General features: G+C 69.1%; 21 protein-coding genes. 19 read left to right on the forward strand and 2 right to left on the reverse strand.

Annotation, left to right across the window (positions count from 1 at the left end; genetic code table 11):
* The first annotated feature begins 18 nt into the window (after nucleotides 1-18).
* Together IE302_RS00385 and IE302_RS00390 are read left to right on the forward strand one after the other, a co-directional pair.
* Nucleotides 19-993 carry a glycine betaine ABC transporter substrate-binding protein gene (locus IE302_RS00385; RefSeq protein ID WP_191250570.1) on the forward strand — a complete coding sequence of 325 codons (975 nt, stop codon included), beginning with the start codon at nucleotides 19-21 and terminating at the stop codon, nucleotides 991-993.
* Between the two features lie 304 nt (nucleotides 994-1,297).
* Nucleotides 1,298-2,077 (forward strand): RICIN domain-containing protein, encoded by a 780-nt coding sequence (locus IE302_RS00390; RefSeq protein ID WP_191250572.1) that lies wholly within the window; start codon nucleotides 1,298-1,300, stop codon nucleotides 2,075-2,077.
* 124 nt (nucleotides 2,078-2,201) lie between these two features.
* Here the strand turns inward: IE302_RS00390 and IE302_RS00395 are convergent, their stop codons facing one another.
* Complete coding sequence (locus IE302_RS00395; protein WP_191250574.1) at nucleotides 2,202-2,540, reverse strand: peptidase inhibitor family I36 protein; 339 nt, start codon at nucleotides 2,538-2,540, stop codon at nucleotides 2,202-2,204.
* Between the two features lie 310 nt (nucleotides 2,541-2,850).
* Here IE302_RS00395 and IE302_RS00400 point away from each other — a divergent pair, with 310 nt between their 5' ends.
* The 3 genes from IE302_RS00400 to IE302_RS00410 all read left to right on the forward strand — a co-directional run bounded on the left by IE302_RS00400 (nucleotide 2,851) and on the right by IE302_RS00410 (nucleotide 6,345).
* Entirely contained in the window at nucleotides 2,851-3,510 is a 660-nt protein-coding gene (locus IE302_RS00400; protein ID WP_191250576.1) for a Pvc16 family protein, read from the forward strand.
* Nucleotides 3,507-5,495 (forward strand): ATP-binding protein, encoded by a 1,989-nt coding sequence (locus tag IE302_RS00405; protein ID WP_191250578.1) that lies wholly within the window; start codon nucleotides 3,507-3,509, stop codon nucleotides 5,493-5,495. Before IE302_RS00400 ends, IE302_RS00405 begins: the two co-directional genes overlap by 4 nt.
* A 112-nt stretch (nucleotides 5,496-5,607) precedes the next feature.
* Complete coding sequence (locus tag IE302_RS00410) at nucleotides 5,608-6,345, forward strand: eCIS core domain-containing protein (protein WP_191250580.1); 738 nt, start codon at nucleotides 5,608-5,610, stop codon at nucleotides 6,343-6,345.
* A 167-nt stretch (nucleotides 6,346-6,512) separates the two neighbouring features.
* Here IE302_RS00410 and IE302_RS00415 read toward each other — a convergent pair whose 3' ends face one another.
* The gene (locus IE302_RS00415; RefSeq protein ID WP_229907520.1) at nucleotides 6,513-9,803 is read right to left on the reverse strand and encodes a phage tail protein; all 3,291 of its coding nucleotides are present in this window, start codon (nucleotides 9,801-9,803) and stop codon (nucleotides 6,513-6,515) included.
* 188 nt (nucleotides 9,804-9,991) lie between these two features.
* On the opposite strand from IE302_RS00415, the gene IE302_RS00420 reads away from it, so the two are divergent.
* The 14 genes from IE302_RS00420 to IE302_RS00485 are packed head-to-tail and all read left to right on the forward strand — an operon-like array spanning nucleotide 9,992 to nucleotide 26,390.
* A complete protein-coding gene (locus IE302_RS00420; protein ID WP_191250582.1) occupies nucleotides 9,992-11,539 on the forward strand; it encodes a phage tail sheath family protein in 1,548 nt (515 codons plus the stop codon).
* A 15-nt stretch (nucleotides 11,540-11,554) separates the two neighbouring features.
* Nucleotides 11,555-11,998: a phage tail protein gene (locus IE302_RS00425; protein ID WP_191250584.1), complete on the forward strand. Its 444-nt coding sequence runs from the start codon at nucleotides 11,555-11,557 to the stop codon at nucleotides 11,996-11,998.
* Between the two features lie 4 nt (nucleotides 11,999-12,002).
* Entirely contained in the window at nucleotides 12,003-12,443 is a 441-nt protein-coding gene (locus IE302_RS00430) for a hypothetical protein (protein ID WP_191250586.1), read from the forward strand.
* Nucleotides 12,440-12,598, forward strand: a complete 159-nt coding sequence (locus IE302_RS00435) for a DUF6760 family protein (RefSeq protein ID WP_016333592.1) — start codon at nucleotides 12,440-12,442, stop codon at nucleotides 12,596-12,598. Before IE302_RS00430 ends, IE302_RS00435 begins: the two co-directional genes overlap by 4 nt.
* A gap of 7 nt (nucleotides 12,599-12,605) precedes the next feature.
* On the forward strand, nucleotides 12,606-15,080 hold the full coding sequence (locus IE302_RS00440) for a hypothetical protein (RefSeq protein WP_191250588.1): 2,475 nt from the start codon (nucleotides 12,606-12,608) through the stop codon (nucleotides 15,078-15,080).
* An 11-nt stretch (nucleotides 15,081-15,091) separates the two neighbouring features.
* The gene (locus IE302_RS00445) at nucleotides 15,092-15,538 is read left to right on the forward strand and encodes a phage tail protein (protein WP_191250590.1); all 447 of its coding nucleotides are present in this window, start codon (nucleotides 15,092-15,094) and stop codon (nucleotides 15,536-15,538) included.
* A gap of 2 nt (nucleotides 15,539-15,540) precedes the next feature.
* Entirely contained in the window at nucleotides 15,541-16,305 is a 765-nt protein-coding gene (locus tag IE302_RS00450) for a CIS tube protein (RefSeq protein ID WP_191250592.1), read from the forward strand.
* Nucleotides 16,298-18,118 (forward strand): VgrG-related protein, encoded by a 1,821-nt coding sequence (locus tag IE302_RS00455; RefSeq protein WP_191250594.1) that lies wholly within the window; start codon nucleotides 16,298-16,300, stop codon nucleotides 18,116-18,118. Before IE302_RS00450 ends, IE302_RS00455 begins: the two co-directional genes overlap by 8 nt.
* A 12-nt stretch (nucleotides 18,119-18,130) precedes the next feature.
* The gene (locus IE302_RS00460; RefSeq protein WP_191250596.1) at nucleotides 18,131-18,412 is read left to right on the forward strand and encodes a PAAR domain-containing protein; all 282 of its coding nucleotides are present in this window, start codon (nucleotides 18,131-18,133) and stop codon (nucleotides 18,410-18,412) included.
* A 13-nt stretch (nucleotides 18,413-18,425) separates the two neighbouring features.
* Entirely contained in the window at nucleotides 18,426-18,839 is a 414-nt protein-coding gene (locus tag IE302_RS00465) for a GPW/gp25 family protein (protein ID WP_191252995.1), read from the forward strand.
* Entirely contained in the window at nucleotides 18,839-20,800 is a 1,962-nt protein-coding gene (locus IE302_RS00470; protein WP_191250598.1) for a putative baseplate assembly protein, read from the forward strand. The genes IE302_RS00465 and IE302_RS00470 overlap by 1 nt, the downstream gene beginning before the upstream one ends.
* Complete coding sequence (locus IE302_RS00475; protein WP_191250600.1) at nucleotides 20,797-21,336, forward strand: phage tail protein; 540 nt, start codon at nucleotides 20,797-20,799, stop codon at nucleotides 21,334-21,336. Before IE302_RS00470 ends, IE302_RS00475 begins: the two co-directional genes overlap by 4 nt.
* Nucleotides 21,337-21,339: 3 nt before the next feature.
* The gene (locus IE302_RS00480) at nucleotides 21,340-22,314 is read left to right on the forward strand and encodes a zinc ribbon domain-containing protein (protein WP_191250602.1); all 975 of its coding nucleotides are present in this window, start codon (nucleotides 21,340-21,342) and stop codon (nucleotides 22,312-22,314) included.
* Nucleotides 22,315-22,325: 11 nt separating this feature from the next.
* The gene (locus IE302_RS00485) at nucleotides 22,326-26,390 is read left to right on the forward strand and encodes a VWA domain-containing protein (protein WP_229907521.1); all 4,065 of its coding nucleotides are present in this window, start codon (nucleotides 22,326-22,328) and stop codon (nucleotides 26,388-26,390) included.
* Nucleotides 26,391-26,454: the final 64 nt, after the last annotated feature.

Genomic DNA, 26,454 nt, shown 5'->3' on the forward strand with positions numbered 1-26,454 from the left:
TTCAAGGAGGACCAACCCATGCGGATGCTCCAGCGCACGACCGCCGCCGTGCTCGCGCTCGTCGCGTCAGCGTCGCTCGCGGCCGGCTGCACGATCGGAAAGGACGAGACCGGCGCCCAGGTGGGCGCGGGATCCATCAAGAAGATCGACGCGCTGAACGGCGCCCAGATCCGCGTCAGCTCCAAGGAATTCGACGAGCAGCTGCTGCTCGGCCAGATCGCCCTCGTCGCCTTGCAGGCGGCCGGGGCGAGCCCGCAGGACAAGACCAACATCACCGGCTCCAGCAACGTCCGCCAGGCGCTCACCAGCGGAGCGGTGGACCTGTACTGGGAATACACCGGCACCGCCTGGATCAGCTACCTCAACCAGACCAAGCCGATCACCGACCCGCAGGCGCAGTACGAAGCGGTCAAACAGGCCGACACCGCCAACGGCGTCACTTGGTGGGCACGCTCGCCTGCCAACGACACCTACGCCCTCGCCGGCAACCCGGCGGCAGTGGCCCGGACCGGCGTCAAGACGCTGTCCGACTACGCGGCCCTGGTGAAGCGAGACCCGGCCGCGGCCTCGACCTGCATGGGCCCGGAATTCAAGAGCCGGGACGACGGTTTCCCCGGCCTGGCGAAGACCTACGGGTTCACCCTGCCCGACCCGCAGGTGCACCTGCTCAACGACGCCGTCGTCTACCCGAGCGTCGGCAAGGGGGACCCCTGCGGTTTCGGCTCGGTCGCCTCCACCGACGGACGCGTGGCCGCGCAGAACCTCACCGTGCTCGAGGACGACAAGCATTTCTTCCCGACGTACAACCCCGCCATCACGATCGCCACTCCGCTCGCCCAGAAGTACCCGCAGCTGGAGCAGGTCTTCACGCCGATCGCCGCGAAGCTCGACACCGCGACGCTCACGGACCTGAACAAGAAGGTCAGCGTCGACGGCCAGAAGGCCGCCACGGTCGCCCACGACTGGCTCAAGTCCGCGGGCTTCATCAGCTGAATCGTGGCGGTTCCCCTGTGACGTCCGGACCGGCCTGTCTTCTGCCCGGTTACAGGCCGAGCAGCACGGCAGCGTCTTTGCCTGGTCGGGCGAACCACCCGACCAGCCGATCCCTCGGGTGTGGATGTTCGGCCACGCTGTGACCGTGTCTTGGGACCGCGTTCAGCCGGAGTCAGCGCGGGATGTCGCGGAATTCTCCGTGCTCCTGCGGTCGCTCAAAAGGAAATCGGGTCGCACCTTGCGGCAATTGGAGGAAAACGCGGCCGAACAGGGTGCTGTCCTACCTCGCAGTACCGTCGCCGACATGCTGCGCCGGGACGCGCTTCCCCGGGCGGAACTGCTGGCGGTGTTCGTACGCGCGTGCGGCGACGGGCAGCATCTGGGGGAGTGGTTGGGCACTCGCGAACGCCTGGCCGTGAGACCACACCTCGACCAGACGCCACAGACTTCGCCCGCACCGCCGCCGGCCATGCCATCCGATGACCTGCACAGCACACGATCTCGCCGAGTCTCGCTCACGACGGCGGTGATCATGCTCGTGGTGGCCGGATTCATCCTCACCACTTCGACCGGAACCGGCGGCCCGCCGCCGGCGATCCACCACGCCGACGGCCCGGCCCTGCCCGCACCTGCCGCGGCGGTGTTACCGGCGCCGGGCGGCTACCTCATTCGGTTGCGGCACTCGAATCTGTGCCTGTCCGAGGATCTGTCCGACAGCAGCGGTCAAGTCCGTCAGCGCGATTGTCGTCGCAGCGTGCCACCGATGGCGTTGCAGGCGAAGCACGGCGACATCTACCGGATCGCCATCAGCCATCCGGAGTTCGGTGCCGGATGCATGGGGATCGCCCAGGCGTCGTCGAAATCCGGCGTGGCGATCTACGACGACCACTGTGGCACCGGCGCGGCGGAAGAGTTCCAGTTGATCCCGGTCGGCGGCGCCGTGCCGGGATTCCGCATCCGTGCCGTGCACAGCGGGATGTGTCTGGGAGTGCGCGAAGTGTCCATGGACGAATGGGAGCCGCTGTTCCAGCTGCCCTGCCTCCCCGCCGGGTCGGGCCAGATCTTCAGCTTCGAACCCCGGTGATGGCTCTGCCTCGACCGGGGTTCTGCTCGGTGGCGGGGATGTCGTGCCGTCGTCACTGATGGGGGATGGGTACTCCCGCGGAAGCGAGTACTGCGTGGACCGAGTGGTCCACGCGGCGGTCGGGTCAGGCGCGGCGGAAGCTGTGTACCACGAACTTGGTCTTGGCGACCTGCTTGCCCGGTCCGAGGATGAACGACGGGCCGTTGCACGAGGAGCCGTTGTACATCCGGATGCTGTAACCGGTGCGGCTGACCGCGGAGTTGTAGTGCTTGTCCGGGTAGCAATGGGTGTTCTTGTCGAAGTACCCTGCCGTGCTCTTCGTGCCGGTGTAGTTGATTCCCGACCACAGGCACAGATCCGAGGTGCAGCTCGGCGCGGCCATCGCGGTGGCGGGCGCGACGACCGTTCCCGCGAGGGCGATGCCGGCGGCCAGCAGGGTCATCAGGCGATACTTGCGAGTCATCGGTTTCCCTCCCTGAGCGGGCGCTTTGCCCGATTCGACAGGAGCGTAGCGCCGGTAGCGCCGGTCCGTGAAGGCCTCCTTGAGGGACCCAGGGGCCCTCAAGGAGGCCTTCACGGACTTGGCATCCGACCAGGACACCTTTGCCTTACCACTCGATAGTACGAGTGGGACTTCAGCGACCGATCATGGGCGCGGGTCGCGCGTTGCCCATACGGGCAGCCTGGGGTACCCGAAGGTCTGCCGCTGTGCGGCTGGCCGATCGGCGCCGCCGCGATCATCGTGGGAAGACCGCCGTCCGAGGAGGTCCGCAGTGATCCATGAGGTCGACGAGGCGCTACGGCGTCTGGTGCGGGACGCGGCCCGGCGCGGCAGCGAGATCGAGGTCACGTTCGACGCGCCCACCAAGGAGTGGGCGGCTCGGCGCAACGCTCCCACGGTGAACGTCTACCTCTACGACGTGCGTGAGGATCTACGCCGTCGCTCACGAGGCCTCCTCAATGAGTACGACCCGCTCGGCAAGGTCTCGGCGCGGCACCTTCCGCCCCGGCACATCAAGCTGTCCTATCTGGTCACCGCGTGGACGCAGCGCCCGGAAGACGAGCATCGCGTGCTGTCCGACCTGTTACTCGGCCTGCTCGCCTACGACGCCGTCCCGGAAGCGGTGCTGACCGGGTCACTGGCCGAGATGGGCCTGCCGGTGCCGATGACCGTCGCGTTGCCGCCGCCCGAGGACCGCGCGTTCGCCGACGTCTGGACCGCTTTGGGCGGTGAACTGAAACCGTCGCTGGACGTGGTGATCTCCACCCCGGTCCACAGTGGACGAATGTACCCGGCCGAACAGCCGCCGAAGGAAGGCTTGAAGCTCGACACCCGCGATGGCGAGCTGATCGGGCACCATGTGGCGGAGAGTGGTGCGGTCGAAGGGCAACGCCGGGTCGCGATGACGCGCACTCACCGGAAGTCCCGATGAGCCTGGAGTACCTGTTCGGGCGGCTGGCCCGCCTCGAACAGCGGATCCGCGACGCGGTGGAAAGCCGCCGGGCCGCCGACCCGAACCCCGACGACCCGTTCCGTGGGCTGTACCTGTCGAACGAGACGATCGACGCGCTGCTGGAGGGCCACCGCGAGCCGTTCCCGCCGTTCACGGACTCCGTGCCGGACGGCCGTCTGCACCCGTTGGCGGAGCGCGTGGGACTCACCGGTGTCGACATCGAACTGCTGCTGGTCGCGCTCGCGCCGGACCTCGACAGCCGGTTCGAGCAGTTTTACGGCTACCTCAACGACGACGTGACCCGCCGCCGGGCGACAGCGGGCTTGGCCTTGCGCCTGTGCGGAGTTCCTGAAGCCTCAGCCGCGGGCCGGGCGCGGCTCGACGCCGACGCTCCGCTGATCACCTGTGGCCTGCTCACCTTGGAGGAGGAGGAAAGACCCTTCCTGTCACGCACGCTTCGTGTACCCGATCGGGTGGTGAACCACCTGCTGGGCGATGATCGGCTCGCCCCGGAACTCGCCGGGTGCGCACGGCTCGGCACGGAGTTCACCGACGTGACCGGTGCCGATCGGCTGGCCCGCGCGCTCAGAGGCCGGGTCGGGTTGGTCTATCTGAAGGAGCATCCTGGTGGAGGGGCCGAAGAACTCGGTGTCGCGGCACTGACCGGTGCCGGTTTTCCCGCGCTGGTGGTCGATGCGGCGCGGTGGCAGGCGGAATCAGGACGGGGCGAGCTCACCGGTTCGCTGGTGCGGGAGGCGTTGCTGCGCGGAGCGGGGTTGGTGCTGGGCCCGGTCGACGACTCCCCGCACCTGGAGAAGCTCGCTCATCCGGCGGTCCCGTTGATCGTGCACGGCACCGGAGCGTGGGACCCCCGGCGGAGCGCCATCCCGCCGTTGCAACTCGACGCCTTTCCCCTGTCCGCGGCGAGCCGGGTGGATCTTTGGCGCGGCCATCTCGACGGTGGGCTCGCACCGGACGTCGACCCGGGGGAGGCGACCGCGCATTTCGTGCTGGGGCCGGGGCAGATCGCCCGTGCGGCGAAAGCGGCGTCGGTGACGGCGCTGGCCGATGGCGGGCCGGTGCGGACGTCCCACCTGCGCGCGGGCGCGCGCAGCCAGAACGCGGCCGGGCTGCAACGGCTCGCCCGGCGGATCGAACCCGCGGTCGGCTGGAGCGACCTCGTGTTGCCCGCGGGCGTACTGTCCCTTTTGGACGAACTGGCCGCGCGGGCACGCTACCGCGACCAGGTGCTCGACGAGTGGCGAATGCGGCCGGGAGGTGGGCGCGGCCGCGGCGTGACAGGATTGTTCGCGGGCGATTCCGGTACCGGCAAGACGATGTCCGCCGAGGTGATCGCCGCCTCGCTGGGGCTGGATCTCTATACCGTGAACCTGGCGACGGTGGTCGACAAGTACGTCGGCGAGACGGAGAAGAACCTGGAACGGATCTTCACCGAGGCCGCCGGTGTCAACGGGGTGTTGCTGTTCGACGAGGCGGACGCGATCTTCGGCAAGCGATCCGAGGTCCGTGACGCGCACGACCGGTACGCGAACATCGAAAGCGCCTACCTGCTGCAGCGGATGGAGACCTTCGACGGTATCGCGGTGCTGGCCACCAACCTGCGAGCGAACCTCGACGAGGCGTTCACCCGCAGGCTGGACGTGATCGTGGACTTCCCGTTGCCGGACGTCGAGTTGCGGCGTCAGCTGTGGGACCGCTGCCTCGGCGCTCGAATGCCCCGGGCCGGCGACCTGGACCTGGGGTTCCTTGCCGAAGCGTTCGAACTCGCCGGAGGGCACATCCGCTCGGCCGTGGTGACCGGCGCGTATCTGGCCGCGGAGGCGGGCCGTCCGGTGGCGATGACGGATCTGGTCGGCGCGGTCGCACGGGAGTATCGCAAGCTGGGCAGACTTTGCCTGGACCGTGAGTTCGGCCCGTACCTGGCGATGGTGACCGATGGCTGAGCTGCCCGTTCGGGCAGCCGATGTCGCCCGTTCGGCCGCGCCCGGCAGCCTGGTGCGCTGCGCGGCGACGGCGCAAGCTTGACGGGCGGCGTAGCGACCGAGGGAGCGGACCATGCGCGGGCACAGCCACGACAACGACCTCGAACCGAGCCTGCGGCCGAAGGGCGACCGGATAGACCGGGACGAGGGCGGTCTGCTGGGCCGCGCCGCCGCGGCCGGGCGTACCGACGTACTCGGCCCCGCGGGCATGCTGGATCTGCAGCGCGCGGTGGGAAACGCCGGAGTGAGCACCCTGGTCGAAGAAGAACGTTCGCCGGTGCACGACGTCGTTGGCTCCGGTGGCGGCGCGCCTTTGGACTCCTCGACGCGCGCGGACATGGAGGGCCGCTTCGGGCACGACTTCGGAGACGTCCGGGTGCACACCGACGGCGCCGCGCACGATTCGGCGAAGTCGGTCAACGCGCAGGCCTACACGGTGGGTTCGAACATCGTGTTCCAGCGGGACAAGTACGACCCTGGTTCGGACTCGGGCAAACACATGCTCGCGCATGAGCTGACCCATGTCGTCCAGCAGCGGAGCGGGCCGGTGGACGGGACCGAGGCCGGTGGTGGGGTGAAGGTTTCGGATCCCTCGGACCGGTTCGAGCGCGAGGCCGTCGCGAACGCGGACCGGCTGATGTCGGCTCCTGCGCCTACCTCCGCGGTTCAGCGTTGCGAAGACGGTGGGCACTCCTCCGAGGATTCGGCGGCCGTGCAGCGCGAGGAAGCTCCTGAGGCCGAGGAAGGCGCGGAAGAGAAGATGGCGCAGACGTACGTGCAGCGCGAGGAAGAGACCGAAGAAGAGGCATAGTACCCGGCCCTAAGGCTGAGTGTCGGAATAGTGCGCGTGAAGGTCGCCTTCCCTCGGCTCAGCGCAGGAAACTCGACCTCCACACCGCGAGGTACGTGAAGGCCCCCTTGCTTGCGCTAGGCGTAAGCAAGGGGGCCTTCACGTACTCACTCTGCCCCATCGACCGGCTAGCCGTGTCCGATTCGGACGTCGCTGAGGTTCTGGAGGTCTTCGTTCAAGGTCTGGGCCTTTTGTGCGAGTTTGCGTCTGGTCTCTGCTCCGATGTCGCTGTCTTCGACCTCTCGGCCGAGCTTCTTCTTCATGACCGCGAGAATGTCCCACACCTCAATGTTGACTTTATGCGTGTCTCGGAGCTCTTCGAGGTCTTCTTTCGAAGTCGAGGCCACCGAACTTCCCTCGCCTTCATATACGCTCGCAACCTGGATAGTAAGGTTGATGTCGTGTTTGGGTGTCTTTCGCCCCTTCTCGTCTTGCCCCGCTTCTTTCAGTGTTTTGAAGCTCATGATCGCCGTGGTGCACTCGCTGCAGGGCGAACGAGTTACCTGCAACAGTATGTCGACAGGCTGGCCAGGTGTGGTGACCTTCTTCCAGCTTCGGTTGATCATCGTCAGGCACTTACGTTCGGCGTGACGTCCTTTGGCGCGCGATGTCGTGATGTGTTGACCGTTGACCGTGGCCACGCAAGTCGTGCCTTCGCTGAAGTCGAGGTCGTCAAGTTTCAGATGCATGGCAGCGAGCACCTTGGCCGCGGCAGCGGATGGCGAGCAGGTGACCATGACATCGAATACGCCTGCCTTTCCGCCGGATCTTTCGAGTGCGATCTGCTTCAGGCCTTTGGGTTGGTAGGTGTTGTAGATTCCCTGCAGGACCGAGCGGACCTCACCGGCCTTCGCGGACTTGGGCAATTTGCTGGCAATTTCAGAGTTGACCTGTCCTCGTACGTCTCCGGGGGCCTCTTTGTCCTCCTTCTTGCCCTTCAGCTTCGACCAGATCTTCTTGCCTGCCTTGACGATCGTGCCGATCACCGTGTCGATCACCTTGCCGACCGGGGCCTGGACCTTCTCCAGGATCGACTTGATCTTCTCCGAGATGCCGCCCAGCCCGAGCAGGCTCGCCAGGAACCCGAGCACCATCGGCAACGCCTTGGCCAGGGTCCGCTCGATCAGCCCCGCCACCGCGCCCGCCCCGCCCCGGGCGATCGACTCGACCGAGTCCAGGACCGACGAGACGAACTCCTTGATCTGGGCGGCCTTGTCCACGAAGAACATGACGATGTCGTAGATCGCCTTGCAGGCCTTGATGAACGCGGCCGCCGGGTTGAGCATCGAGATGATCCAGGTGATGCCAGCCTTGACGATCTTCTCGATCACGAATTCCTTGATCTGGCCGAGCACCATCTCCTTGAGGTCGCCCAGTTTCTCGATCACCCAGCGCCAGAGCCCCGGTACGCCTTCGGTGATCAGGATCTTGACCACCTCGAACGTCTGCTCCAGCTTGGCGAGCACGGGTTCCGGGATGAAACGGAGGATCCGCGCACGGACACTCGCCCAGGTGAGCCCGAGGATCGACATGATCATCTTCAGGATGCCCTTGGCGTCCAGTGTCTCCGGGATCTCGATGCCCGCGCTGGCCAGGTTGCCGAGCAGCCAGGCCTTCAGGCCGTCCTTGAGGTGCTGCACGATGTTCGCGCCGAAGTTCATGACGCCGGCCTTGACCGCGTTGACCAGGTTGCCGAGGAACTCGATGGGCTTGGCGATGATCAGGCCGACCGCGTTCGCCGCTCGCGACAGCACGCTCAGCAGCATGTCCTTCAGCTTCATGATCGTGTCGATCGCGCCGCCGATCGCCTCTTTCGCCTTGTCCCACAGCCCCTTGTTCTCCGCCTGCAGTGCCTTGATCTCCTCGTCGACGGCGTTGCGGGCTTCGCTGTACTTCTGCGCCAGATCCTCGACCAGCGACTGCTGTTTCTCGTCGACGGAGTTCTCGAGTTCGTCGAACTGGCCGCCGAACTCCTTGGCGGCCTCGCCCGCGATCTTGCGCAGGGCAGGGGACTGTGAGTCGACTTTCCGCCGGACTCGCTCGCGGCCTTCGGCGATCAGCCTTTTCGCTTCACTCAGCTGCTGGCCGACGAAATCGGCGATGTCGCCGATGACGCCCTGCATCTTCGCCTCGTAGACCTTCTTGGCTTCGAGGAAGAGGTTGTTCGCCTCCGCGGGCAGGCCGGCGAACAGGTCGTAGGTCCAGCGGGCCGCGCCGGTGACGCCGTCGTAGCGTTCGTCCTTGTACTTTTTCATCCGGGCCTGGTGGTCCGCGGTGAACGCGGCCTTCGCCGCCGCTTCGCCGGTCTCGAACCGTTTGGCCACCTGATCGTCGAGCGCGCCGAGGACCCCCTCGACCTTCGTCTTGGTCTCCTCGAAGATCGCCTTGATCTCCGCGGTGATCCGGGCCCGGTCCTGCTCGTCCTTGGCTTTCGTGGCCGACTTCGCCGCGTGCCCGCGTTGCCCGGCGGACGACCGCGCGCCGGTCATGCCGGCCATCGCGGCCTGTCCGGACGCCTGCGCCGCGCCCGTGACGGCGGCCAACTGGCCCGCCTCCGACTCGCGAACCGCCGCGGGGGCCGACGCCGTGTGCTGCTCGCCTTCTTGCTTCGCCGCGAGCGCGCCGGTGAACTCGGGCTCGTTGGACTGCGACAGCTGCTGGTCGGTGACTCCGGCCTCGGCCATTTTGCCGTGGGTTTCGCACTGGTCGGCGCGCAGGTCGGTTTGGCCGGGCGGGGCCTTGTCCGGCGTGGCCTTGCGTGCGTCCGGCGGGGACAACGCGGGCGGCGGTGGGGCCTCCGGTAGCGGTTTCACCGGTTTTTCCGTGGCCCTGCTGGTATCCGGCGCTTCCTTGGTGCGGTCGGTGACGTCCTTGGCCGACGCGTCCTTGCCGCTGGTGACCTTGCCCATCACTTCGGATTTGATCTGGTCCGCCTTGCCCGAGGAGGCGAACTTGTCGGCTTCGTCGAGATTCCGCGGCGCCTGCTTGGCGACGGCGGCGTTGACCGCGGCGACGAAGGCGGCCTTGTCGAACCCGGCCGGTTTGGCGGCTGCCATCTTGTCCGCCTGCGCCGCCTTGGCTTGGGCTTCCTTGTCGTCCGCGGGCGCGACCGCGGCGTCCTGTGCCTTCTTGACCTCCGCACCGGCGGGCGGATGAGCCTTGGCCGCTTTCGCCTGCCCGCCGACGTCCTTCTTGAGTGATCCGAACTTCGGGTCCGACGCGGGGGTCACGCCGGTGGGCGCGACCGGGGGAGCGGGGCAGCTGTTGCGCTGCACACCGACGAGGCGGGTCACGGCCGCGTTGCCCGCGGTGGCCTGCAGCCGCAGCAGCGCCGGCGGGGTCGCGCGGCGCGCGGGTTTGACCGGCCGCGCGGGTTCCGCGGCCGGGGCCTGTGCCACCTTGTCCCGGCTAGCCGGCATGCCTCCACTGTCGGCTTCGCCGGGCCGGTTGCCAACGGCCGGACGGGCGGGCCCCGCCGCCCGAACGGGCAGTTGCCTTTTCGGGCAGAGATTGGTTCCCGCCGATCCATCCACTTGGTCGTTCCGCCGTGGACGGACAGTAAGGAACATCGCCGATGACAGAGAGTGCGCCGACAAGGGAGGCACGCATGCCCACCTATCTCACGCCGGGTGTGTACGTCGAGGAGGTCGAGGCGGGCGCCCGGCCGATCGAGGGCGTGGGCACCGCCGTGGCCGCCTTCGTCGGTTTCGCGGCGGACGGTCCCTTCAACACTCCCACCCTGGTGTCCAACTGGACCCAGTTCACCCAGACCTTCGGCGACTTCGTCGAAGGCTGCTATCTGGCCCAATCGGTCTACGGCTATTTCCTCAACGGCGGCGCCAACTGCTACATCGTCCGCATCGGCGGTCCCCGGGGCGACGACAGGGCCAACGGCGCGGCGCCGAAGGAGCCGACGCGCCAGGCAGTGCTCGGTGGCTACCGCTTCGTCGCGAAGGAGCTCCCGGCTGGTGGACAGGCGAGTGAGCTCACCGTCGAGGTCACGGAACCGACCGGGGAAAACGCCGGCGACGACCGGTTCACCGTGCTCGTCAAGAAGGACGGCAAGGTCGTCGAGACCCACAACGTGACCACCAAGCGCACCAAGGAGAACGTCGTCACGTCGGTGCGCGAGAAGTCCAGCTTCATCACGATCGAAGAGCTCGCGACCGGTGGCGCGGTGGCGAAGCCGGACCGTGGCACCGCCGTGCTCACCGAGCCGCCGCAGCCACCGCCCGTCCCGCGGCGCATCGCGGCCGACGACTATGTCGGCGACGTCGCCGACCGCACCGGTTTCGGTGGCTTGGAGGCGATCGACGAGATCACCATGGTCGCGGTGCCGGACCTGATGGCCGCCCACCAGCGTGACCTGATCGACCTCGACGGGGTCAAGGCCGTCCAGCTGGCGATGATCGCGCACTGCGAGCTGATGGGGGACCGGATGGCGATCGTCGACCCGCCGCCCGGGCTCACCCCGCAGGAGATCCGCTCCTGGCGGATGGACCAAGCCGGGTACGACTCGAAGTACGCGGCGCTGTACTACCCGTGGGTGCAGGTGCTCGACGCCGCCAGCGGGACCAACACCTACGTGCCGCCGAGCGGATACATGGCGGGGGTGTGGGCACGCACCGACGCGACTCGCGGTGTCCACAAGGCGCCGGCGAACGAGGTCGTCCGCGGGGTGCTGGCGCTCGAGACGCATCTGACCAAGGCGGAGCAGGAGCTGCTCAACCCGATCGGCGTGAACTGTGTGCGCTCCTTCGCGGGCAAGGGTATCCGGATCTGGGGTGCGCGGACGTTGTCGAGTGACCCGGCGTGGCGCTACCTCAATGTGCGGCGGCTGTTCAATTACCTCGAGGAATCGATCCTCAACGGCACCCAGTGGGTCGTGTTCGAGCCGAACGACGACGCGCTGTGGGCCCGCATCCGGCGCACGATCAGCGCTTTCCTGGTGATGGAGTGGCGCAAGGGCGCGCTGTTCGGCCTCACGCCCGACGAGGCCTTCTTCGTGAAGTGCGACCGGGAGACCAACCCGGCCGAGGGGATCGATCTCGGCCAGGTGATCTGCGAAGTGGGCATCGCGCCGGTGAAACCGGCGGAGTTCGTGATCTTCCGGCTGGCCCAGATGTCCGGCGGCACCAGCCTGGTCAACGAATAGTGAAAGGGCTCCGAAATGGCACTTCCCGATCTTGACAAGGCCGTCGGCTGCTCGTTCGGGCTCGAGATCGACGGCGTTCAGATCAAGCAGATCTCCGAGGTCTCCGGACTGAAGATGGAGCAGGACGTCATCGAGCTCAAGCAGAACACCGTGGACGGCAAGTACGTCATCAAGAAGCTCCCCGGTCGCCCGAAAGCGGGCGAGGTGACGCTCACCCGCGGTCTGACCGAGGACAGCAGCTTCGAGAAATGGGTCAAGGACGCGCACTTCGGCAAAATGGGTTCCGCCCGTAAGGGTGGCGCGATCATCGTCTACGACTACGAAGGCACCCCGCTCAAGCGCTACAAGCTCACCAACGCGTGGCCGAAGAGCCTGGAGATCGGCGCGCTGAAGGCGGGCGACACCAGTGTGCTCACCGAGAAGCTCGTGGTCACCTACGAGCAGATGGAAGTCGAGTGAGCCCATGCGCAGGGTGATGGCGTCGGCGCCGGCCGAGGAAGCCCCCGTCGTGCCGGAAGCACAGGCCCGGCCGCAACTGCGGACCGAGTTCGCGTTCGAACTCCCGCGCGGGTACGTCGACGACGCGGGAAAGGTGCACCACTCCGGGGTGATGCGGCTGGCGACCGCGCGGGACGAGCTCGTCCCGCTGCGAGACGACCGGGTCCGGGAGAACTCGGCCTTTCTCACGGTAGTGCTGCTGGCGCGGGTAATCACCAGGATCGGCGACGTGACCGATGTGCACGCCGGGGTCATCGAGAACCTGTTCGCTTCGGATCTGGCGTTCCTGCAGGACATGTACCGGCGGGTCAACAGTGAAGGCCATACGCGGGCGGGTGTCGCCTGTCCGGAGTGCGGCCACGAATTCGTCGTCGACGTGGCCGGTGGCCGCCTGGGGGAATCGTGACGTACGCGGCCGGACGGCTGCACGAGGAAGTCGCGTACGTCGCCTACCACCTGCATTGGTCGCTCGACGACATTCTCGACCTCGAACACCACGACCGGTTGACCTACGTCGCCGAGATCGCCCGCATCAACACCCGGATGAGCGAGGGACGGTGACACTCCGATGTGGACGTGGCGCAGGAAGGAGCCGGGCTCGCCCCCGGAATCGCCGCCATCGGGACCGGCCGCGCTGCCGGTGACCCGTGCCGAATGGCGGAGCCTGCCGCCGATCCAGCGCGTCGTCGCCGAGCATCCGCTGATCAACCCGGTGCAGCGCTTCAGTTCCTCGTTGACGTCCTGGCAGAGCCCGGGCTACCTGGAGCCGCTGGGCCATCGGGTCGGTCCGGCGGAGCCCGCGGGGGTCATCGGTGGACTCGCGCGGGCTCCGATGACACAGGCGGCCGGGGCGCACGCGCCGGATATGCCTGTGGTGCAGCGGTCGGTCCGCAGGCGTGGCGTGCTGTCACGCCTGTGGGGGATGTCGGTGCAGCGCGCTGCCGAACCGGCTGCTCCGGTGGCCGAAAGCCCTGCCCTTGAAAGCCCTGCCCCTGAACCGGAATCCGCTCCCTTGGCCGCGACCGTGCAGCCCTACGAGGAGCCGTCGCCGGACGAGGCGTTGCCACCGGAACCGAGCCCGGTTTCCGAGCCGAGCGCCGCGTTCGTGCTGCCGGTCGTCGCGGTGGCTTCGCGTGAAGCCGACCGGCCATCGATGCCGTTGACGTCCGTCGGTCCGTCGGTGCTTTCGGCGCGCCCGCCGGTGAGGGCGGTCCAGGCGATCCGGTCGGAAACCCCGGGCTCGCCGCTCCACACGCCGGATCCCGCGGCCGAACTCGCTCCGATGCCCGCCGGACGGCCGTTGGCCGACGCTTCCGAGCCTGACCACGGCCCGATCGTGCCCACGCCCGACTCGATGGCGTCCTCGATGGCGCCGGAGCCCGACCTGACCGAAGCCGAGCCGTTCGAGACCGTGCCGGTCCGGACGCCGGACTCGCTTCCCGCGGAGCCACCCGCCTCGGAGGTGGCGACCCCGTCGTCGGCCGAACCGTCGCGGCCAGCACTTCCGGTCGTCCAGCGGACCGAACAGATCCACGCGGTCCCGCGGCGGCTGGGACTCGGCGCGCCGATCCTGCCGGACTCAGACCAGACCCCGGCTCCGGTTCTCCCGGTCGCCGAGCCGGTCGCCGAGCCGGACGGTGTCGCGGGCGAGCCAGAGGTCGAAGACAAGGTTGCCGAGGTGGACGCACCACTGGCGGGAGCCGTCGAAACCACGGTGCTTCCCCCGTCGACGGCCGATGAGACCTCGGCGGCGGTGCCGGATGAGGTACCGCGGCCGGTGGCCCGGATCGTGGCGGGCGAGGAGCGGAATCCGCCGTCCGAGTCTCGGAGTTCCACATCGATGGCGATCCAGCGTGCGGCGAGCGAACCGGCTCTGGAGCTCCCGTCGCCGAAACACCAGGACGTGCCGCTGTCCGGGGCTTCGGTTCAAAAGCCGGTTCCGAAGCCTGTGCAGCGCCTGCGCCAGAGTGACTTGCCGGGGGAGACGGCGGGAGACACGCGGATGAGCGAACCGCCATCGAGCCTGCCGACGGTCACGTTGTCGCGATCTTCCCCCAGCACCACCATCCAGCCGCTCGAATCGACGCGGATCCACACCACGACAAAGGAAATCTCAGCGCCGCCTGGGGCGCCGGGCGGCGCTGAGCACCCGGCACCGGCAGCGGCGACCGCGACATCACCGCTGCCGGTGGCACGGATCGTCGACGGGACGGGCAGCGTGACCGCACCCGTACCGGAGGCGGTGACCCAGCCGTTCAGAACGCCGGTGGCGAGCAGGCCGACCCTCGCCGCCTGGACCGCCTTGACGGGCGGGGCCAGTGCTGCCACGGCATTACCGGAACTGTCCGTGTCCCGCGTGATCGAGGCACCGCGGGTCACGAGCCCGCTGCCGTCCGCCCGTGTCCTGGACGGCTCGACACGGGCGACGATCCAGCGCTTCCACCAGCCGAGCCCGCCTGTCTCGGAGACGCCCGCGGTCGAGACGGTCACGGTGCCGCCGGTCGCTCGACGGGAAGACGCCGGAGTCTTACACCTGCCGCCCGCGGTGCTTCCGGTCGCGAGAAGCACCGATGACGTCGAACCGGCTCCATACCTGTCCGAGCCGAACAGTGGCGCCCTCGTGAGCGCGGGGAGACCTGGACTTCCCGGACCGTTACCGGTGGCGAGGATCCCCGAAGCCGTGCCTGACGGCCTGAACGTCCGGAAATCCACAATGGACGTTCGGCGCCTCGTGCAGCGCACCGCTTCGAGCGAGACCGTCGACCAGGGCGACGGCTTGGTGCTCAGCTCGCCGGCCGTCGTCCTGCCGCGCCAAGCCGAGACCGCGGTCGTCCAGCGCGAGCCGGAAACACCACCGCCGGCGCCCGACGCCCCACCTGTCCCGGCGCCAGAGCCCCCTGCGACACCTTCGGCGGCACCGGCCGCGCAGCCGGGGACCGAGGAACTCGTCAAGAAGCTTTTCGACCCGCTGCTCCGGCGGCTGAAGACCGAACTCCGCCTCGACCGTGAGCGCCGCGGCGCGCTCACCGATCGCCCGCACTGAAGGAGAAGCCGATGCCGGACGCGGAAGAAGCCGTCGCCGTTTGCTACGTCGTCAAGCTCGACGACAAGAACCTCGGCAATCTCGGCGCCTTCAGCAGTTGCGACGGACTGGGCTGCGAGTTCGTCATGGAGCAGCGGGAAGAGGGCGGGAACAACGGCATGGTCTGGCAGCTCCCGACGCGGATCAAGTACTCCAACGTCAAGCTCTCCCGCCCGGTCACCGAAGCCAGCTCGCAGATCACGAAGTGGTTCGCCGACATGGCGGGCGGCATCGAACGCAAGACCGCGACCATCGAAGCCCGCACCCTCGAAGGCACGGTGATCGCCAGCTGGTCGCTGGAGGGTGTCGTCCCCGTGCGCTGGAGCGGGCCGCAACTTTCACCCGACTCGCCGAAGGTCGCCACCGAGACCCTCGAACTGGCCCACCACGGCTTTCTCAGCCCGGCGAAGAAGGGCTAGCCATGTCCTCGCCTGTCACGTTCACCTCCGCGGGGTCGCAGCCACCCGCCGCGTACGGTTCCGGCGAACCGGCGCCGAACAATCTCCAGCGCGCCCTGCTCGAAGTGCGCAAACCCCCGCAGTCCGGTGGCACCGGGCAACCCGGCGCCAAGCTGTTCGACATCAAGTTCCAGTTCAACCCCAAGGAACTCTCGCTCACCAAGAACGCCAAATGGGGCCGTGATCCGCAGCGCAACGCGAAGAAGAGCGGACCACCCGAGTTCAAGGGCTCGGATCCGTGCAAACTCGCGCTGGAGATGTTCCTCGATGCCACCGACAAGATGGACGACGCCGTCGTCAAGAAGGTCGAGCAGCTCTTCACCTGCTGCGTCGCCACCGAGGAAAGCCGCCAGCACGGCAAGGGTTCGCCGCCGTGGGTGATCTTCAAATGGGGCGGCATGACCGGCTTCCCCGCCTATGTCGCCGGCGTCACCGCGAAGTACACGCTGTTCACGCCGTCGGGCACGCCGGTGCGCGCGGTGTGCACGGTGAACCTGGAGGAGATCGCCGGTGAACTGAGCGGCCAGAACCCGACCTCGGGTGCGCTCGCGGCACGGGACACCCACGTGTTCGTCGCCGGCGACTCCCTGCAGGCGGTGGCGTTCCGTGCCTATGGCGACGCGGGGAAGTGGCGCGAGATCGCCGACGCCAACGACATCGACGACCCGATGCGGCTGCGGCCCGGTACCCGGCTGCTCGTGCCGGCGCTGGAGGAACTCGATGGCTAACGAGAGTTTCGCGAACAACCTCATCGTCGAGGTCGCCGGCGGTCCGCTGCCCGACGACGTGAAAACGCTGCTCTCGCACGCCTACGTCGACGACAGCCGGAACCTGCCGGACATGTTCGTCCTGCGCTTCCGCGACTCCGGGCACGTGGTGCTGGACAAGGGGAAGTTCACGGTCGGTGCGGAGATCAAGCTGAAGGTGCAGACCTCCGATCCCGAAGCGCCGCAGGAATTGCTTTCCGGCGAGGTCACCGCGGTCGCGATCGACCTCGACCGGATCGGCACCTTCACCGAGGTGCGCGGCTACGACCACGCGCACCGGCTGTTCCGCGGCCGTCGGGTCGCGGTCTACCCGGGGATGAGCCTCGCCGACGTCGTCACGAAGGTGACCCGGCGGGCGGGACTGAAGGTCGGCAAGATCGATCCGGTCCCCGGAGTCGGCGGGCGCCCCCATACGCAGTTCAGCCAGGACAACGTCAGCGATTGGGAGTTCCTGTCCCGGCTGGCGGAGTCGGTCGGCGCCCAGATCGCGGTGCGCGGTGGCGCGCTGGACTTCAGGCTCCCGGAGAAGCCTTCGGCCGCACCCGCCACCACCGCGAAGGCCAACACCGATCCCTTGGTCCTCGAAGCGCACCGGACCCTGGTCAGCCTGCGCGCCAGCGTCACCGCCGCCGAGCAGGTGCCCGAGGTCGAGGCCCGCGGCTGGGACGTCGAAACGAAGAAAGCCGTGGTGGCCGTCGAAAAGCCGAAGAACGCGGGAACCGAGGTCGAGGGCGTCGACCCGGTCGCGCTCGCGAACAAGTTCTCCAGCCCCAAATACGTCTTGGCCGACAGGCCGCGGCGGACCCAAGCCGAGGTCAAGGCGGCGGCGATCGCGCTGTCCGAACGGCTCGGCGGCGCCTGCACCGAACTCGACGGGGTGGCCAAGGGCAACCCGAAGCTCCGGGCGGGCGCGGCGGTGACGCTGACCGGCGTCGGCAAGCCGTTCGCCGGCAAGTACACGCTCACCAGTACCCGGCACCTGTTCAACGCGGAAGTCGGCTACACCACCGAGTTCGCCGTCTCCGGCAGGCAGGAACGCTCGCTCTACGGGCTGGTCGCCGGCGGCCCCAGGGCATCGGCATGGCCCGGAGTGGTGCCCGCGGTGGTCAGTGACGCGAAGGATCCCGCCGGGCTCGGCCGGGTCAAGCTGACCTTTCCCTGGCTGGATCAGGACTTCACCAGCAACTGGGCACGCACGGTGCAACCCGGCGCCGGGAAGGGCCGGGGCGCGATGGTCCTGTCCGAGGTCGGCGACGAGGTGCTCGTGGGCTTCGAGCAAGGCGACTTCGAGGCCCCGTACGTACTGGGCGGGTTGTATAACGGCGTAGACGCGGTCCCGAAGTTCACCGCGCCGCCGATCGACGGCAACAGCGGTGAGATCTCCGTACGAGGCTTCGTCTCCCGCAAGGGACACAAGCTCGAATTCGCCGAACAGGACGGGATCATCGTCGCCTCCGGGGACGGGAAGCTGGTGGTCAAGCTCGACCAGAAGAACCAGATGATCGAAGTGACCAGCGGCAAGGGCGTCACGGTGAAGGCGCGGAACGGGGTGAGAATCGACGCGGGCAGCGGTCCGCTGGAGCTCAAGGGCCAGAAGGTTTCCGTGAAGTCGGCGACCGAGGCGAGCGTCGAGGCGAGCGGCGAACTGAAGCTGTCGGGCACGGCGGGCGTGAAGGTCGAAGGCGCGACGGTTTCGGTCAAGGGGCAGGGCCAGGCGGAGCTGACCGCGAGCGGCATCGTGACCGTGCGTGGCAGCGTGGTCAAGATCAACTGAGGGGGAATGGGCATGCCACCAGCCGCGAGGGTCGGCGATCCGACCGGGCACCCGGGCGTCATCGCCGGACCCGGTGTGCCGACCGTGCTCATCGGCGGGATGCCCGCCGCCACCGTCGGCACGCTGCACACCTGCTCGTTCCCGCCGCCCGCGGTGCATCCGCCGACGCCGGTCGCGCCGCCGGGCTGCCCGACGGTGCTGATCGGCGGCCTGCCCGCGGCGCGCATGGGAGACCTGGCCGCCTGCGGCGCGCCGATCGTCGTGGGCTGCCCGACCGTCCTGATCGGAGGCTGAAGTGGCTGTGCCGATGGAAGACTTTCTCGGCAGTGGACTGGCGTTCCCGGTGCGCACCGACGCGACGGGTTCGATCGCGCTGGTCGGCGGCGAACGCGAGGTCGTCGAGAGCATCCGGTTGATACTGGCCACCGCCCCCGGTGAACGGCCGATGCGTCCGGAGTTCGGCTGTGCGGTGCACGATCTCGTGTTCGCGCCCGCGGACTCGGCCACCGCCGGGCAGATCGCCTACGAGGTGCGCACTTCGCTGGAGCGGTGGGAACCGCGGATCACGGTCACCGACGTCGTGGTCGGTTTCTCCGAGGCCGAGCGCGGCACGCTGCTGATCGACATCAAGTACCACCTGCGCGGGACCAACGACCCGCGCAACCTGGTCTTCCCGTTCTACGTCATCCCGCCGCACGAGTCCACTGAGGACGGTGTGTGATGTCGCTGCCCATGCCGAACCTCGACGACCGCCGGTTCCAGGACCTGGTCGACGAAGCCAAACACCTCGTCCAGCGGAACTGTCCGGAATGGACGGACCACAACGTCTCCGACCCCGGCGTGACGTTGATCGAAACGTTCGCGCAGATGGTCGACCAGGTGCTCTACCGGCTCAACCGGGTGCCGGACCTGCATTACCTGCGGTTCCTCGACCTCATCGGCGTGCGCCTGTTCCCGCCGGCCGCCGCGAGCGCCGACGTGACGTTCTGGCTCTCGGCGGCGCGCGACGTCCCGGTGGTCGTCCCCGCGGGGAACCAGGTCGCGAGTGTGCGCGACGAGGTCGAGGAGCCCGTCGTGTTCACCGTGGAGCGAACCCTGACGATCGTGCCGTGTTCGCTCACGGGCCTGGCGACCGGCAAGGCCGACACCGGCGTGCCGCAGCTCGACCGCACCGACGACCTGCTCGTCGGCGGCGCACCCGCGTGTTTCGGCGAAAGCCCCGCGCCCGGCGATACCGTCTACTTCGGACTGTCGGACGCCGTGCCCGGCTGCGCGGTGCTGCTGCGGATGGACTGCGATGTCGAGGGGCAAGGCGTCGATCCGCGCGACCCGCCGTGGGTGTGGGAGGCATGGGACGGGCACGGCTGGACCGGCGGTGAGGTCGACCGGGACAGCACAGGCGCGTTCAACCGGCCCGGGGACGTCGTCCTGCACGTGCCGCCGGGGCACACCGAGTCGATGCTCGCCGGCAGGCACGCGGGCTGGATCCGGTGCCGGTTGACGGAACCGAAGCAGCATCAGCCGTTCTTCCAGCGGTCGCCGCGGCTGCGCTCGGTCGAGGCGTCGACCATCGGCGGCACGGCCGGTGCGGTGCACGCCGAGGTCGTGCGCGGCGAGGTCGTGGGCACCTCGGACGGTCTGCCCGGACAGCGGTTCCCGCTCGGACGGCGTCCGGTGGTCGCCGGCGGGGACGAGCTGACCGTGGAGGTGTCCGGGCCCGGCGGCTGGCAGGAGTGGACCGAGGTGTCCTCGTTCGCCGAGTCGGGGCCGGACGACCGGCACGTCCAGCTCGACCGGGTCGCCGGTGAGATCGCGTTCGGTCCGGCCGTGCGCCAGCCCGAAGGCGGCATCCGGTACTACGGCGCCGTTCCGGCCAAGGCCGCCGCGATCCGGGTGCCCGCCTACCGGGCCGGTGGCGGGCGGCGGGGGAACGTCGCCCGCGAAGTACTCGAGGTGCAACGGGATCCGATCCCGTTCGTCAGCTCCGTGGTGAACCGGCGGCCGGCGACCGGCGGGGTGGACGGCGAGTCGGTGCGGGACGCGGCGGTCCGCGGCCCGCTGCTGCTGCGCACCCGCGACCGCGCCGTCACCGCCGAGGACTACGAACAGCTCGCGCGCGAAGCGGCGCCCGAGGCGGCGAGGGTGCGCTGTGTGCCCGCGCACGGCGCCGACGGCCGCGAGACCGGCGCGATCCGCGTCCTCGTCGTGCCCGCCGTTCCCGACGCCGGCGAGCTGAAGTTCGCGACGCTGATGCTCGACCCCGGGATGCGAACGCGGATCGAGCGGTATCTGGACGAACGCCGCTGTGTCGGCGCCCTCGTGTCCGTGGAAGCGCCGTTCTACCACGGGGTCACGGTCGTCGCCCGGCTGAGATCGCGCCGCCGGACCAGCCCCGGCACCCTCGGCCCGCGGGCGACGCAGGCGCTCTACGACTACTTCAACCCGCTCACCGGCGGGCCGGACGGCGATGGCTGGCCGTTCGGGCGGCCGGTGCAGTCGGGCGAGGTCTTCGCGGTGCTGCAACGGCTTCCCGGTGTCGAGCTGGTCGAGGACGTCCGCCTGTTCGCGGCCAATCCGGTCACGCGGGAACGCGGCGAACAGGTCGACCGGCTCGACCTGCCGCCCCACGCGCTCGCGTTCTCGTTCGGGCACCAGGTCCGGGTCCGGGAGAGTGACGGATGAGAGCGGCCGTGCCCGGGCTGCCGAGCCCGCACCCGATCGGCGAGCAACTACCCTCGGTCTACGCCGAGGACCGGTTCGTCCAAGGCTTCACCGGTGCTCTCGACGAAGTGCTCGCACCGGTCTTCGCCACGTTGGACAACTTTCCGGGTTACCTCGATCCGGAATTGGCGCCGGAGGACTTCGTCGGCTGGCTGGCGCACTGGGTGGCGTTGCGTGTCGACGAAGGCTGGAGCCCGGCCCGGCTGCGCGAACTCGTGATCCGGTCGGTCGAACTGCATCGATGGCGCGGTACGCAGCGCGGGCTCGCCGAGCATGTGCGGCTGCTGACCGGTGGCGCGGTGGAGGTGACCGACAGCGGTGGCGTCGTGGCGTCGCCGGACCCCGGAGCGCCGCTCCCGGATCCGGGACCGCCGTGGGTCCATGTGCGCGTGCGGGTGCCCGAGCGGGACCGGGTCGACGAACGACGGCTGACGGCGACGGTCGTGGACGCGGTGCCCGCCCACGTGCGCGTCACGGTGGAAGTGGTGGAGGGGTAGCGGATGGTCACTTACCGCGAGTGCGGGCATCAGGGCCCAGCCGACGTCGAGTTCTGCGGCGAATGCGGACGGTACCTGAAATGGGACGACGAGGAACCCGTCGCGGTGCCCCAACCGGTCGCCCAGCAGCAGCTCGTGCAGCCCGCCGAGCAGCTCGCTCCCGTCCGGCAGCCGCCGCGGAAAACGGTCGAGGAGCAGATTCTCAATCCGGGCGACCTGATCTGCGGGAGGTGCGGCAAGGGCAACGCGCCCACCCGCAACTTCTGTGGCCGTTGCGGCGCGTCGCTGGCCGAGTCGGAGGTCGTGAAGACCTCATGGTGGCGGCGGCTGTTCAGCAGGCGCTCCCGGGAACACAAGGCAGGGGAGCGTCCGGGTAAGGACGGCGTCCGCCGCCGCGTCGGCCGGGCCGGCGCCGCGCGACGCCGCGCCGGCAAGGTCGTCCGCCGGATGATCGCGGTGGTGCTGCTGCTCTCGGCGCTGATCTACGCGCTGTACCAGCCGTTCCGGGGTGCGATCGACACCGCCGCGGCCGGCCTGTGGAACCAGGCGACGGGGATCTTCGAAACGAAGCTGAACCCGGTACGCCCGAGCAAGGTGACCGCGAGCGTGCAGTCGCCGGGTCATCCGGGGAACCTGGTCAGCGACAACGCCAAGAACACCTTCTGGGCGGCGGCCGCCCAGGGCGAGCCCGTGCTGGTGTTCACCTTCGATCGTCCGGTGGACCTGCGGAAGGCGATCGTGCATTCCGGCAACGGCGCGAACTTCCAAGCCGCGCACCGGCCGAAGACCCTGCATCTCGTGTTCTCCACCGGCAAGACCTACGACATGGTGCTGGCCGACACGCCGGACGCCCAGGAAGTCCCGATCGAGAACAGCGCGGGAGCGACCGGCGTCGAGCTCCACGTGGTCGGGCTGCATCGCTCGCTGGACGGCATGGACGTCGCGATCTCCGAGATCGAGCTGTTCGAGGCCGGCTGAGGAAGGACTGGATGACCATGCGCCCGAACCGAGCGGTGGCGGCGATCGCGTTCGTCGCGGTGCTGGGCGGAGCGGCGATCACCGGGGTGTTCGCGCCGACCGCGGCGCAGCAGCCCGCACCCTCCGCCGTGCCCTACCGGGTCGGATACGTCAGCGCCGCGGTGACGGGCTTGTTCCAGGCCACCGGCGAGGGCGCGGTGGCGGCACTGCCCGCGGGTGCGGGAGGCGTCGATTCCGACGCGTCCGCGGGCAAAGGCGGCCTGGTGTGGGTGAGCAAACGGGCCGTCCGCGATGGTGCCGAACGCGACGGCGAGATCTGGTACCTGCGGGATGGCACGCGGGTTCCGGTGCGCCTGACCGACGACGCGACCGCCGACACGCATCCGGCGTTGTCGCCTGACGGTTCGTCGGTCGCGTTCGTCTCGGAACGCACGGGGAGCAAGGACATCTTCGTGATCGGCGTCGACGGCCGCGGCCTGCGCCAGGTGACCTCCGGGCCGGCCGCGGACGATTCGCCGAGCTGGTCGCCCGACGGCGGCCGTCTCGTGTTCAGCAGTACCGCCGAGGATCCGGCCGGGGACCTCCACATCGTGCCGGCGAGCGGTGGCGCGCCGACGCGCCTGACCAACGACCCTGGTGCGGACACCCAGCCCGCCTGGGCCCCCACCGGTTCCCGGATCGCGTTCACCACCACCAGATTCGACCCGGCCGGGGATGTCGTGGTCATGGCCGACACCGGCGGCGCGGTCACCCGGGCGGTACCGGAGCCCGGCGACTCGTCCGAGCCCGCGTGGTCGCCGGATGGCGCGCGGCTGGCCTTCACCACGCGTCAGCCGGATCCGCTCGGTGACGTCAAACAGGTCGCCCTGCCCGGCGGCCAGGTCTCGGTGATCTCCGCGCTGTCCGCGGTCGGCGAGACCGAACCGACCTTCCGCGCCGACGGGCGGCCGGTGTTCACCGAACTCCGGGGTGGGGACACCACCGACATCTGGAGCGCGGACGCGCGCGGCGGCGACCGCCGCGATCTCACGAACCGGCCGGACGCCGACGAGGCCGATCCTGCCTTCTCACCGGACGGGACTTCGCTGGCCTACACGGAATTCGGCACCGGTGAGTCCCGGAACAGTCAGATCATCGTGGCGAACGGCGACGGCGGCGCGCCGAGACCGCTGACCGGTGGGGCCGGGGGCAGCAAGCGGGAGCGCCACCCGGCGTGGTCGCCGGACGCGACGAAGATCGCGTTCACCCGGACCGTGTCGGCGGGCGAAGGTTCCGACAGTTTCGTACGGATCGTGCGTGTCGCGGACGGCCGTCCTCTCGGCGACATCCCGATCCCGGCGCACCTGCGCGGTGACGATTCGCAGCCGGTGTGGTCGTCGGACGGAACGAAGATCACGCTCACCCGCGCCGCCACCCGGGTCGGGCCGCCGGGACCGTCCAGAGTGGACCCGCCGGTGGTGGACGTCCCGGTCGGGCGGGGCGGTTCGGCGCGGATCGGCAAGACGGTGCAGACCGACCGGATCCGGTCTTTGCCGGATGTCGTCCTGCTGATGGACCAGACCGGCTCCATGGGCAGCGTGATCGAGCAGGTCAAGACGAACCTCGGCAAGGTCATCGACAGCGTGCGGGACCGGGAGAAGGACGCACGGTTCGCGGTCGCGGCGTTCGGAGACGCGCGCGACCCCGACGACGTGACCGAAGGCGGCACACGCATCCCGCGGTCGTTCTACGTTCAGCAGCCGCTGACCCCGGCGGGCACCGAGGCCGAGCGGAAGCTGCTGTCCGACGCGTTCGCGCGGATCAGGGCCGACGGCGGCATAGACACCGCCGAGGACTGGCTGCCGGCCCTGCAGAAGATCGCGACCGGAGCCATCACCTTCCGCCCGGGCAGCAGCCGGGTCCTCGTCCTGGTCGGCGACGCGGCGAGCCATGAAGACCCACCGGACCCGCGGGCGGCGGTCCGGTCGGCGGTGATCGCCGCACTGAACGCGGCGAAGATCAGCGTGGTGGCCGTGCCCGCGGTGACCGGAGGCTCGAGCGGGGCGCGCGATCAAGGCCTCGACTATCGGGGACAGGCGACCGCGATCACCGACGCGACCAACGGTGTCCTCACGCCCGGAACCGACCCCGGCCGGATCTCGGAGGCGATCATCGCGGGCATCGGTGACCTCCCGGTCGGCGTCCAGCCGGTGAGCTTCTGCGATCCGGGCCTCACGATGACGTTCGACCCCGCGGGCCCGCAAAGTGTTCCGGGCGGCACGAACGCGCGGTTCGTCGAGACGGCGACGGTGTCCTCGACGGCCGCACTGGGTTCTCTTCTGCGCTGCCGCGTGGAGTTCCGGTTGAACGGGGAAACCACCGTGCGGCCGGGCTACACCGAAAACGTCACCGTGCGCGTCAAGGATCCGGCGCTGCCCCTGATCACGCTGCACGATCAGACGGTGACCGGGACCGGTCCCACGGTGATCGAATATCCCGTGAGCGCGGTGGACGCGAACGGGAGCCCGCTGAATCCGAGCTGTACGCCCCTGTCCGGCAGCCTGTTCCCGGTCGGTGCCACCACGGTGACGTGCACGGCGACCGGGACGAACGGCACCGCCGTCGAGACCGCGGTCATGGCGGTCGCTCCGCCAGGGGAGACCCGGCGGAAGCTGGTGTGGCAGGTCGCCTTGACCCAGCCGTCGCCCGACGTCGTCGTGCCGGGAAACCAGCGTGACCTTTCGGCACAGTTCGGGCCGGAGTGCGGGGCCGGCGCGGAAGGAACGGCGGACGTCTCGCCGGACGGGGCCACCCTGGCGTTCCAGAGCGGCAACGCGCTCATCTGTGTGGCTTCCGCCGACGGCGGGCCGGGCCGGATCCTGGTGCAGCGCGCGGGATTCGTCGACGATCCGGCCTGGTCGCCGGACGGCGGGCTCATCGCCTATACGAACTCCCCAGGCGAGTCCCCGCCCCAGGTCGCGATCGTGCCGTTCACCGGCGGCGACGGCCGGACTCTGATCGAAGGCCCCGGCGGGGCCGCACAGCCCGCGTTCCAGCGGATTCCCGACCTCGCCGTGAGCGCGACCGCCGTGCCCGCCGCGATCCCGTTCGAAGGGCTCACCACGTTCGAGTTCGTCGTCACCAACCGTGGAGTCACCGCGTCACCGGAGGTGGGGCTTTTCGTCCGGCTGACGGCCGGACTGCGGCAGGCGACGGTCCTCACCACCAAGGGCACCTGCACGCCCGAACTGGTGTGCGCGTTTGGCACGATGGTGCCGGGCGAGGAGGTCAGGCTGCGGTTCACCGCGACCGGCCTGGCCGCCGGAACACAGGCGGCGACCGGCACGGTCACCACTACAGGCCATGACGCGGACGCGCGGGACAACTCCGCGACCGCGGTCGTCACGGTCGCCGGGAAGCCGGTGCCACCGGTGACCCCCGGATCCTTGTCGGTCGGGATGTCGGTCTCGGCGGTCCCGCTGTTCGTCGGCGGTGACGACGTGGTGCTGACGTACTTGGTGCACAACGGTTCCCAAGCCGCGATGCCGAACGTTCGGCTCGTGACCCAGCTGCCACCGCAGCTTCCCGCGACTTCGGCCGCACCCGGATGTGTGCCGGGCGGCGGAAGTTGCACGCTCGGGACGCTGGCCCCCGATCAGACTGTGGCTGTCCGGATCTCAATGGCCGCGAAGTCCGCCTTCGAGGGCCAGGTGTCCGGCACGGTGAGCACGACCGGGCCGGACAACGACGCCGGGGACAACACGGCGAACGCGCGTGTGGTGGTCCGGCAGCCGGTGGTCGAGCTGGATCCGAAGATCGGCACACTCGGCTTCGTCCCGCGGGTGCGGGGAACGGACTTCCCGCCGGGCGCGGTGGTCCGACCGGCCTGGTCGGCGGGAATCTCCGCACCGGGGCTGGTCACGGTCGGCGTCGACGGAAGGTTCGAGACACAGTTCTTGATCTTCCACCACGACCTGATCGGCCCGCGCACGGTGAACGTGACCTCGGTGGGTGGCGTGAAATTCGGTGCGGTGCGGTCGAATCCGATCTTGGTGGTCCTCCGCACACTGCAACCCCCGTTCATCACCCGCGGCTGACGTGGACGCTGCCCCTATGGGCGGCGCACAGCGCACGGCCGCACACCCGTCCGCTGGTGCCGGG

Source organism: Amycolatopsis oliviviridis (assembly GCF_014654365.1).
Taxonomy (GTDB): domain Bacteria; phylum Actinomycetota; class Actinomycetes; order Mycobacteriales; family Pseudonocardiaceae; genus Amycolatopsis; species Amycolatopsis oliviviridis.

Bases quoted from the DNA above. Each gene is read 5' to 3' on its own strand.
- IE302_RS00385 (WP_191250570.1), top strand. From the start codon at position 19: ATGCGGATGCTCCAGCGCACGACCGCCGCCGTGCTCGCGCTCGTCGCG.
- IE302_RS00390 (WP_191250572.1), top strand. From the start codon at position 1,298: ATGCTGCGCCGGGACGCGCTTCCCCGGGCGGAACTGCTGGCGGTGTTC.
- IE302_RS00395 (WP_191250574.1), bottom strand. From the start codon at position 2,540: ATGACTCGCAAGTATCGCCTGATGACCCTGCTGGCCGCCGGCATCGCC.
- IE302_RS00405 (WP_191250578.1), top strand. From the start codon at position 3,507: ATGAGCCTGGAGTACCTGTTCGGGCGGCTGGCCCGCCTCGAACAGCGG.
- IE302_RS00410 (WP_191250580.1), top strand. From the start codon at position 5,608: ATGCGCGGGCACAGCCACGACAACGACCTCGAACCGAGCCTGCGGCCG.
- IE302_RS00415 (WP_229907520.1), bottom strand. From the start codon at position 9,803: ATGCCGGCTAGCCGGGACAAGGTGGCACAGGCCCCGGCCGCGGAACCC.
- IE302_RS00420 (WP_191250582.1), top strand. From the start codon at position 9,992: ATGCCCACCTATCTCACGCCGGGTGTGTACGTCGAGGAGGTCGAGGCG.
- IE302_RS00425 (WP_191250584.1), top strand. From the start codon at position 11,555: ATGGCACTTCCCGATCTTGACAAGGCCGTCGGCTGCTCGTTCGGGCTC.
- IE302_RS00430 (WP_191250586.1), top strand. From the start codon at position 12,003: ATGCGCAGGGTGATGGCGTCGGCGCCGGCCGAGGAAGCCCCCGTCGTG.
- IE302_RS00440 (WP_191250588.1), top strand. From the start codon at position 12,606: ATGTGGACGTGGCGCAGGAAGGAGCCGGGCTCGCCCCCGGAATCGCCG.
- IE302_RS00445 (WP_191250590.1), top strand. From the start codon at position 15,092: ATGCCGGACGCGGAAGAAGCCGTCGCCGTTTGCTACGTCGTCAAGCTC.
- IE302_RS00450 (WP_191250592.1), top strand. From the start codon at position 15,541: ATGTCCTCGCCTGTCACGTTCACCTCCGCGGGGTCGCAGCCACCCGCC.
- IE302_RS00455 (WP_191250594.1), top strand. From the start codon at position 16,298: ATGGCTAACGAGAGTTTCGCGAACAACCTCATCGTCGAGGTCGCCGGC.
- IE302_RS00460 (WP_191250596.1), top strand. From the start codon at position 18,131: ATGCCACCAGCCGCGAGGGTCGGCGATCCGACCGGGCACCCGGGCGTC.
- IE302_RS00465 (WP_191252995.1), top strand. From the start codon at position 18,426: ATGGAAGACTTTCTCGGCAGTGGACTGGCGTTCCCGGTGCGCACCGAC.
- IE302_RS00470 (WP_191250598.1), top strand. From the start codon at position 18,839: ATGTCGCTGCCCATGCCGAACCTCGACGACCGCCGGTTCCAGGACCTG.
- IE302_RS00475 (WP_191250600.1), top strand. From the start codon at position 20,797: ATGAGAGCGGCCGTGCCCGGGCTGCCGAGCCCGCACCCGATCGGCGAG.
- IE302_RS00480 (WP_191250602.1), top strand. From the start codon at position 21,340: ATGGTCACTTACCGCGAGTGCGGGCATCAGGGCCCAGCCGACGTCGAG.
- IE302_RS00485 (WP_229907521.1), top strand. From the start codon at position 22,326: ATGACCATGCGCCCGAACCGAGCGGTGGCGGCGATCGCGTTCGTCGCG.